This window comes from Pedobacter foliorum, assembly GCF_013266735.1.
GTDB classification, from domain to species: Bacteria; Bacteroidota; Bacteroidia; order Sphingobacteriales; family Sphingobacteriaceae; genus Pedobacter; species Pedobacter foliorum.
In genome coordinates, this window is the sequence record NZ_JABSNU010000018.1 from 80046 (window position 1) to 88093 (window position 8048).

Annotated in this window: 10 protein-coding genes; 4 read left to right on the forward strand and 6 right to left on the reverse strand. The window is 39.1% G+C overall.

All coding sequences use genetic code 11. From position 1 onward, the window contains the following. Nucleotides 1-113: 113 nt before the first annotated feature. Entirely contained in the window at nt 114-1544 is a 1431-nt protein-coding gene (gene dnaA, locus HQN83_RS23065; RefSeq protein ID WP_173093779.1) for a chromosomal replication initiator protein DnaA, read from the forward strand. Nucleotides 1545-1621: 77 nt separating this feature from the next. Here the strand turns inward: dnaA and HQN83_RS23070 are convergent, their stop codons facing one another. The 5 genes from HQN83_RS23070 to HQN83_RS23090 form a co-directional block, all read right to left on the reverse strand. Continuing rightward, nucleotides 1622-2173 carry an NUDIX hydrolase gene (locus HQN83_RS23070; protein WP_173093782.1) on the reverse strand — a complete coding sequence of 184 codons (552 nt, stop codon included), beginning with the start codon at nt 2171-2173 and terminating at the stop codon, nt 1622-1624. Nucleotide 2174: 1 nt separating this feature from the next. Next, nucleotides 2175-2573, reverse strand: a complete 399-nt coding sequence (locus HQN83_RS23075; RefSeq protein ID WP_173093784.1) for a hypothetical protein — start codon at nt 2571-2573, stop codon at nt 2175-2177. Nucleotides 2574-2578: 5 nt separating this feature from the next. Further along, the gene (locus HQN83_RS23080; RefSeq protein WP_173093786.1) at nt 2579-3349 is read right to left on the reverse strand and encodes a TPM domain-containing protein; all 771 of its coding nucleotides are present in this window, start codon (nt 3347-3349) and stop codon (nt 2579-2581) included. A 3-nt stretch (nt 3350-3352) separates the two neighbouring features. Continuing rightward, a complete protein-coding gene (locus tag HQN83_RS23085) occupies nt 3353-3796 on the reverse strand; it encodes a TPM domain-containing protein (RefSeq protein WP_173093788.1) in 444 nt (147 codons plus the stop codon). Nucleotides 3797-3878: 82 nt separating this feature from the next. Next, entirely contained in the window at nt 3879-4460 is a 582-nt protein-coding gene (locus HQN83_RS23090) for a LemA family protein (RefSeq protein ID WP_173093790.1), read from the reverse strand. A 93-nt stretch (nt 4461-4553) separates the two neighbouring features. Between HQN83_RS23090 and HQN83_RS23095 the strand changes: the two genes are divergently transcribed. Genes HQN83_RS23095 through HQN83_RS23105 form a run of 3 tightly spaced genes read left to right on the forward strand, consistent with a single transcriptional unit; the run spans nt 4554 to nt 6944 of the window. Continuing rightward, nucleotides 4554-6095, forward strand: a complete 1542-nt coding sequence (locus tag HQN83_RS23095; RefSeq protein WP_173093792.1) for an NAD(P)/FAD-dependent oxidoreductase — start codon at nt 4554-4556, stop codon at nt 6093-6095. A 30-nt stretch (nt 6096-6125) separates the two neighbouring features. Beyond that, nucleotides 6126-6581 carry a DinB family protein gene (locus HQN83_RS23100; protein ID WP_173093794.1) on the forward strand — a complete coding sequence of 152 codons (456 nt, stop codon included), beginning with the start codon at nt 6126-6128 and terminating at the stop codon, nt 6579-6581. Between the two features lie 3 nt (nt 6582-6584). Beyond that, on the forward strand, nt 6585-6944 hold the full coding sequence (locus HQN83_RS23105; protein ID WP_173093796.1) for a CoA-binding protein: 360 nt from the start codon (nt 6585-6587) through the stop codon (nt 6942-6944). 884 nt (nt 6945-7828) lie between these two features. On the opposite strand, the gene HQN83_RS25230 is transcribed toward HQN83_RS23105, so the two are convergent. After that, on the reverse strand, nt 7829-8048 hold a 220-nt coding region (locus HQN83_RS25230; RefSeq protein ID WP_217277459.1), incomplete at its 5' end, for a hypothetical protein.

An 8048-nucleotide genomic window follows, 5' to 3' on the forward strand; every position in this document is an offset into this window, starting at 1 on the left:
TAAATGAAAATTAAGTTTTTTTTGTTGATAATTTTTTGAATATTCGATCTCTCGAAACAGCAGTTTTTTTATGCTCGTATCGTCACTGTAAACCAACAAATTATAGAATAACAATGGAAAAAACTTGTACAGAAGTGTGGAAAAACTGTCTCCAAATCATAAAAGATAACATACCGACCCAAAGTTTCAAGACTTGGTTCGAACCGATATCAGCATTGAAATTGGAAGGCAAAGTTTTAACCATACAAGTGCCTAGTTTGTTCTTCTATGAATGGTTGGAAGAACACTATGTAGGTCTGCTTCGTAAAACAGTTAAAAAGCAATTAGGAGATGAGGGAAGGTTAGAGTATAACATCGTTGTGGATAAGTCTTCTAATACGGGGTCGCCATATACTACCAACATGCCAAGTAATGGAAATGGGGCAGAGGCAAAGATTCAATCAATGCCAATTCCGGTTTCTATAAACAAAGACATTAAGAACCCTTTTATTATTCCGGGTTTAAAGAAACTTAATGTTGATCCTCAATTGAATTCTAACTATACGTTTGAGAATTACATAGAGGGAGACTGCAACCGTTTAGCAAGATCAGCGGGCTATGCCGTAGCCGCAAAACCAGGAGGTACTTCGTTTAATCCGTTAATGATTTATGGAGGAGTAGGGTTAGGAAAAACACACCTAGCTCAAGCTATTGGTAATGAAATTAAACGTAACATGCCAGACAAACTGGTAATTTATGTTTCGTGTGAGAAATTCTGTCAGCAATTTGTTGATTCATTAAAGAACAATACGATTAATGATTTTGTGAACTTCTACCAGGCAATGGATGTAATCATCATGGATGATGTGCACAACTTTGCAGGTAAAGAGAAAACACAAGATATATTCTTCCATATCTTTAATCATCTTCATCAATCAGGTAAACAGGTTATTTTGTCGTCAGATAAAGCACCTAAAGACCTTGCCGGACTAGAAGAAAGGTTGTTAAGTCGTTTTAAATGGGGGCTTTCTGCAGATTTGCAGATTCCTGATTTTGAAACAAGAATAGCAATTCTTAAAAAGAAAATGTATGCAGATGGTATTGAATTGCCAGCTGAAGTAGTGGAGTACGTAGCCCACAACATTGATAATAACGTAAGGGAACTGGAAGGTGCAATGGTTTCCCTGTTAGCTCAATCAACCTTAAACAAAAAAGACATCGATTTAGCGTTAGCTAAACAGATGTTGAAAAACTTCATCAAAAACACTTCCAAAGAGATTTCAATGGAATACATCCAGAAATTGGTGTGTGAGTATTTTGAAGTTCCTGTAGACATGGTGAAATCGCAAACGCGGAAACGTGAAATTGTTCAGGCAAGACAGATTTCCATGTATCTTTCTAAGAGTCACACTAAGTCATCATTAAAAACTATTGGAGCTTTCTTTGGAGGAAGAGATCACTCAACAGTAATTTATGCATGCCAGACTGTAGAAGATTTAATTGATACAGATAAGAAGTTTAAAGGTTACGTACACGACATACAAAAGAAACTAAAAATGAGCTAAATCATTAGAGCTCAAATCTTATCACATAAAAAAGCCCTGCAAGTTTTACTTGCAGGGCTTTTTTATGTGACTACTTTCTATTTTAGAACCTCAAGTTTCATTAGGCCATAAAATAAGGCTGCAGAATGTAAGGCTTGTTCAATTTTATTGTCCTTAAGGATCTGTTTAACCTCGTCTATAGTGTATTCCTCTACATTAAGGATCTCATGTTCATCTAAATGCTGATCGTGGGTTTTAACGCCTCCTTTTAGCAAATAGGTATAAGTAACATTTGTTGCCGTTGCCGGATTAGGATATAATGTCGCTATCAGTTCAGCACTTTTAAATGAATAACCGGTTTCCTCTAATAGTTCTCGTTTAATGGCAACTTCAGGTAATTCATCTCCATCTATTACGCCTCCGGGTATTTCTAATGATATGATATCTGCTCCATGACGATACTGTCTAACCATAATTATTTTGTTGTCCTCGGTTACTGCAATAGCATTAACCCAGTTTGGATATTCCAGAACATAATAGTCGTCTTTTATAACCCCATTTTGCAAATCGCAAGTATCCACACGTAAAGTCGCCCATTTTTCTTTCACCAGGTATCTTGATGAAAGTCTCTGCCATTTTTTTATTTCCATATTAGCTATTAAGATATTGATCGACCAGCTTTTGACGGTCTAGATTAGTCATGTTTACAATGTGATGTTTGGTTTCAAGAATACGGTATATTAAGGAAAGCTTTTCCGCAAAAGAATCGTTTCTTGGATTAATAACTGAAGGATCGAATTGTGAATAGAAGAACTGACTTAGCATTTCTAGCTTTTCAGCAGGAAATGCCTTCTCGGTTAACAGCACATCAAATTCATCAGAAGAACTTGAATACAATTCTTCTGGCGTAATCCCAAAATCATTCGCTAACGACTCAATAAGCAGATCATCAGCTTCAGCTAATTTGCCCTCTAACTTTAAGCCCATAATACGAGCCAGAACTTGAGCAAGTTTTTGAATTTCGGCAGTAATTAAGTCTCTTCTTAACATATCGTTTACCAGCTACCACTGCTACCACCGCCACCAAAACTACCACCACCAAATCCTCCGAAGCCACCGCCTCCGCCGCTGCTACCACCGCCCCAGCCACCGCCAGAACTTCTGCCACCACCTAAAAGCATACTCCAGAAAAGAGCATCAGCAGCACCACGGCCACCAATAACTTGCCCGCCGCCGCCACTACCGCCACCTCTTCTAAGAATGATGATGATAACGACAATGATAATAATGATGGCTAACATACTGCCACCACCACCGGCATCATTTCTTTTTTTAGGGTTCTCGTTTTTGTATTCGCCCTTGGTATATTTTATAATGGCATCAGTACCTGCTTCGAGACCCTGATAATAATTTCCGGTTTTAAAATAAGGCTTTATTTCGTTTTCAATAATACGCTTGGCATAGATGTCGGGTAATACACCTTCCAGGCCGTAGCCTGTTTGGATCGAGATCTTTCTGTCGCCAAGTGCCACTACAATCATTATCCCGTTGTTTTTTCCTGAACTACCAACTCCCCATTTTCTGCCAAGTTCAAGCGCATATTCGTTGATATCATAGTCGCCCACCGATTTCAATATAGCTATTGCTATTTGAGTTGAGCTTGAATCATCAAAGGCAACTAGTTTTTGTTCCAGTTGTTGCAGTTCAGCAGCAGAAAGTGTTCCTGTGAAATCATTTACAAGTTTGTTTGGCTTTGCCGGAAAATCCTGGGCAAATCCAACAGCGGATATAGTGAGTAAGAATAATGCTACGATTAGTTTTTTCATAGCTTAAACAGTTTTATTCTGATCCATAAAAATAATGTCATTGGGCAATTCGTTAATGTCATCGCTTTGCGAAGGGAAAAACGTTGCCAGTTTCTCTCCGGCTAAAACTACACCCGCAATAATGCCCTGTGCTAAATTATCGGCAGCAAAATGTGCTCTCATTGCAACTTTAGTTGTTTCCCAGAAATCTTCAGGTACTACTTTATGGATTCCCGTATCACCAACTATTGCAAACTTATGATCTTCATAAGCAAGATATATTAGCACACCATTATGTCTTGATGTTTTATCCATCCCAAGTTTCGAAAAGTACGATATTGCCTTTTCGTATGCTTCGCCGCTGCAATGTTTGTCTACAGCAATTCTGATTTCTCCTGAAGTGCTTTTTTCAGCATCAGATATAGCCTGAGAAATTTGTTCTTGTTCTTGTTCTGTGAATGGCCCCATAATTGGATTACTTAATAAAGATAAGGGTAATGTACGTTTAAATGAATAAACATACATTACCCTTAAATGTTGTTACGGTATATTAGAATTCTACTTTAGGTGCATTTTGTGCACCAGCATCAGCTTTAAATGCTGCTTTTTGGCTAAATCCGAATATTCCGGCAGTAAGGTTGTTAGGGAATGATCTTACCTTTGTATTATAAACTTGAACCGATTCGTTAAAATCTTTACGAGCCACGGTGATGCGGTTTTCTGTACCTTCCAACTGAGCTGATAATTCACTAAACTGCTGAGTAGCTTTAAGTTCAGGATAGTTCTCTGTTAGAACCATTAATTTACCTAACGCCTGACTTAACTGGCCTTGCGCAGCTTGGTATTTCTGCATATTCTCTTCAGTTAATTTATCAGGATCAACTGTGATCTGGCTCGCTTTAGCACGTGCTTCAATAACCTGAGTTAATGTACCCTGCTCAAATTTTGCTGCACCTTTAACTGTGCTTACAAGATTAGGGATCAAATCAGAACGGCGTTGATACTGTGTTTCAACTTGTGCCCATTTGGTTTTTACATCCTCATCCAGTTTAACCAAGCCGTTGTAACCACAACCACTTACTGCCACCAATAAGACTAAGATTCCTACAATTACTAAAACTACTTTTTTCATATTTTTCTGTTTTGTTTTTCAGTGTTAATTTACGCATTAGAACTCAATTTCTGTACCTTTGTTACAGTTCGGGATAAAAACCTGACAAGAATTATGCAAAAGGACGTAGAAATTACACTCATTCCTGAGGAAATTGATAATATAAGTACGCTAAAGAAAAACCTTTCACAAGTACTAAAGATTGATGTATCACAGATTAAGGGCTATAAAATCCTTAAAAGATCAATTGATGCACGGTCTAGAGCAGTTATTTACAGACTTCAGGTAAGGGTGTTTATTGATGAGCCACAATTGGCAGAATCCTATGTCGTTAACTATCAAAATGTCAGTAATTCTAAACACGTAATCATTGTTGGTGCTGGTCCTGCCGGATTATTTGCCGCACTTCAATGCATAGAAAACGGATTAAAGCCAATAGTTCTTGAGCGAGGTAAGGATGTAAAGCAACGCCGAAGGGATTTGGCAGCTATTAATAAAGAGGGTATCGTAAATACCGAATCTAACTATTGCTACGGCGAAGGTGGTGCAGGAACATATTCTGATGGTAAGTTATATACCCGATCTAATAAACGAGGAGATATTAATAAGGTACTTCAGGCTTTTGTTCAACATGGCGCTGCGGAGGATATTCTTGTTGATGCCCGCCCACATATTGGAACAAATAAATTACCTCATATCATCACTGCAATTAGAGAAACCATTTTAAATGCAGGAGGGGAGGTTCGTTTTGATCAGAAAGTAACGGATATCCTTATTGATTTCGGAAAGATAAAAGGAGTAGTAGTTAATGGAGAAGAGAAGCTGTTAGCTGATTCTGTTATCCTTGCTACAGGTCATTCTGCACGAGATATTTATGAACTGCTTCACGAGAAAAACATTCTTGTGGAGGCCAAACCCTTTGCTTTAGGTGTAAGGATAGAGCATCCCCAATCAATTATAGATGCCGCGCAGTACCATTGTGATATTAGAAGCGAGTTTTTGCCGCCAGCTTACTATAGTTTAGTTGAGCAAGTTGGAAGTAGGGGTGTATTCTCTTTTTGTATGTGCCCCGGTGGTATAATCGCACCTTGTGCAACTTATGCCGATGAAATAGTAGTTAACGGATGGTCGCCATCAAAAAGAAATAACCCATTTGCAAATTCGGGAACGGTAGTCCAAATAACACTTGATGATGTTAAGGGCGAAGATCCATTAAGAATGATGCATTTTCAGGCAGAGATAGAAAGGACCGCCTTTAAGTTAGGAGGAGGGGATTTGGTTGCTCCGGCACAAAGAATGGTCGATTTTGTTGAAGGACGAACTTCAATTGATTTACCTAAAAACTCTTATCTGCCTGGAACAAGAAGCGTAATGCTTAAAGATACTTTACCCGATTTTGTGGCATCGAGTCTAAAGAACGCCCTGCCTTTGTTTGGGAAAAAAATGAGAGGCTACTACACTAACGAAGCTATTTTAGTAGGAGTAGAAAGCAGAAGCTCATCGCCGGTGCGAATACCAAGAGATAGAGAGACTTTTCAGCACTCTCAGGTTGCAGGATTGTATCCATGTGCAGAAGGCGCCGGCTATGCCGGAGGTATCGTATCAGCAGCTATTGATGGTGTTAATTGCGCCAATGCGATATTGAAGTTTAGCTAAACACATTTAGTTTTTATTTGTTGTTTCGGTATGATTGATTTCGCAAATGAATTGAGAAAGGCATACTATGGAGATGCATGGCATGGCAATAGCGTTTCTGCTATTCTTGCCTTGGTAAATAAAGACCAGATATTTAGCAGGCCAATTCCTAATGTGCATAGTATTGCCGAAATAGTATTGCACTTAACTTCGTGGACTGAAGAAGTATATTCTAGATTAGAGGGAAATATAGCCAAAGAGCCTGAAAATGGTGGTTGGCCTAAAGTTAAAGAAGAAACCATGCAAGAATGGAATGTCATTTTGAGTGAGTTTCGGTTAGCTAATGAAAAGCTACTCCATCTTGCCATGGAAATTTCTGAAGATCAATGGGGGGCTGCCATTCAGCAGGAAACCGGTACTCGCTTGAGCTATTTTGAATTGTTAAATGGCTTGGTACAGCATCATGCTTATCATGCCGGACAGATTTCTTTGCTGTTAAAATTTTAGATTGTGAAAAAAACACTAATTATCGGGGCTAGCCCTAATCCAGAAAGGTATGCCTATAAGGCAGCACATATGCTTAAATCGAAAGGGCACGATATTATCAATGTTGGTATAAAAAAAGGTGAAGTAGCGGGGGAGGAAATTGAGCAGCCCGGACATGCACATAATGATATTGATACGATAACCTTATATATAGGTCCGCATTTACAAAGTGGCTATTATAACTATATACTACAAACTCGTCCTAAACGTGTTGTTTTTAACCCGGGAACCGAAAATCAGGAGCTGGAAGAACTCTTGTCAGAAAATGATATAGAAGTATTAGAGGCTTGTACCTTGGTATTATTGGCTACAGGCCAGTATTAAACCGAAGCATTCCTTTTTGAAGGAAGCTGTTCAAAAGGGCAAGATCGTATAAACGAGCCTCATTATTTAATCGATGGTCATTGTTTAAGCGATCGTAATTGTTTAATCGGTCGTGCTGAGAGCCTAGCATTGGAAAGAATGCAAAAAAGTGGTAATGACAATCTTGTTTAATCGTCGTTCTTTTTTAATCGATCGTCATCCTGAATTTATTTCAGGACCCCGCACTAGCAGGGCTTTCTTTCTCTTGAGAGATGCTGATGCGGGCCTTCGCCGGCATGGCGAATTCAGTATAGCGAACGCACGTTGTCGTTGGTGATTTATTTTGCTTCGCAGCTTCTTCGAGCTTGGCATCTCGTAATAAACACTGGTAATAAATACACCTAATGGCTTAAGATAAAAAAGTAAGGTATCCTTTGGGTACCGGCGCTGTGCCGACTGTATACCTGTTCGGGAGAAATCAGGCTTTTCTGAGGGGTTTCTCAGGCTCTTCCCAGGCCAAGCTGAGGTAAATCGCCTGAGTTGTGCCTGCGGGAAACCTGGCCGATGCCCCGGCGGTTTACCCCGGGAGCCGGGCGGATCATGGCCTGCCCGGAGCGCAAATTTAATTTTCTGCCTAGCCTTTAATGAGTTAGGAGAATTCATGAAATAATAATGGGAAAGGGTTTGGAGGTTGATGGAATTTTCCTACTTTTGCATCCCGCTTCGGAGGAAGAGAAACAGAGAAAAGGATCAGTGAGATTGAGTATTTGAAAGGTTGTAAAGGAGGTTTGTCTCTTTAAGTTTATCAGAATTAGCGTTCTAAGAAACAAAAAGAAAAAAAGAAAATAAAAGTCTTGACAAATAGAAAAAGATTTCTACCTTTGCAGTCCCAAACAAAACGGGGGTTACCAAACGGAGTTTAGTAACGGAATAAAAAAGATTGAAATAATGAAAAGGTTAAACAGAAAGCGAAGAGCAATAAGACTTGGCTGAAACACAAACCAGGACATTAAAGATATATAAAGATGACCCGCGAGGCGAATCGAGAAGTTCATTAAAGAGATGTCATTTATAAACGTAGCGAGGTAAGAAAGTACAGATTCAAAGTACATGAAACCTGCGCTA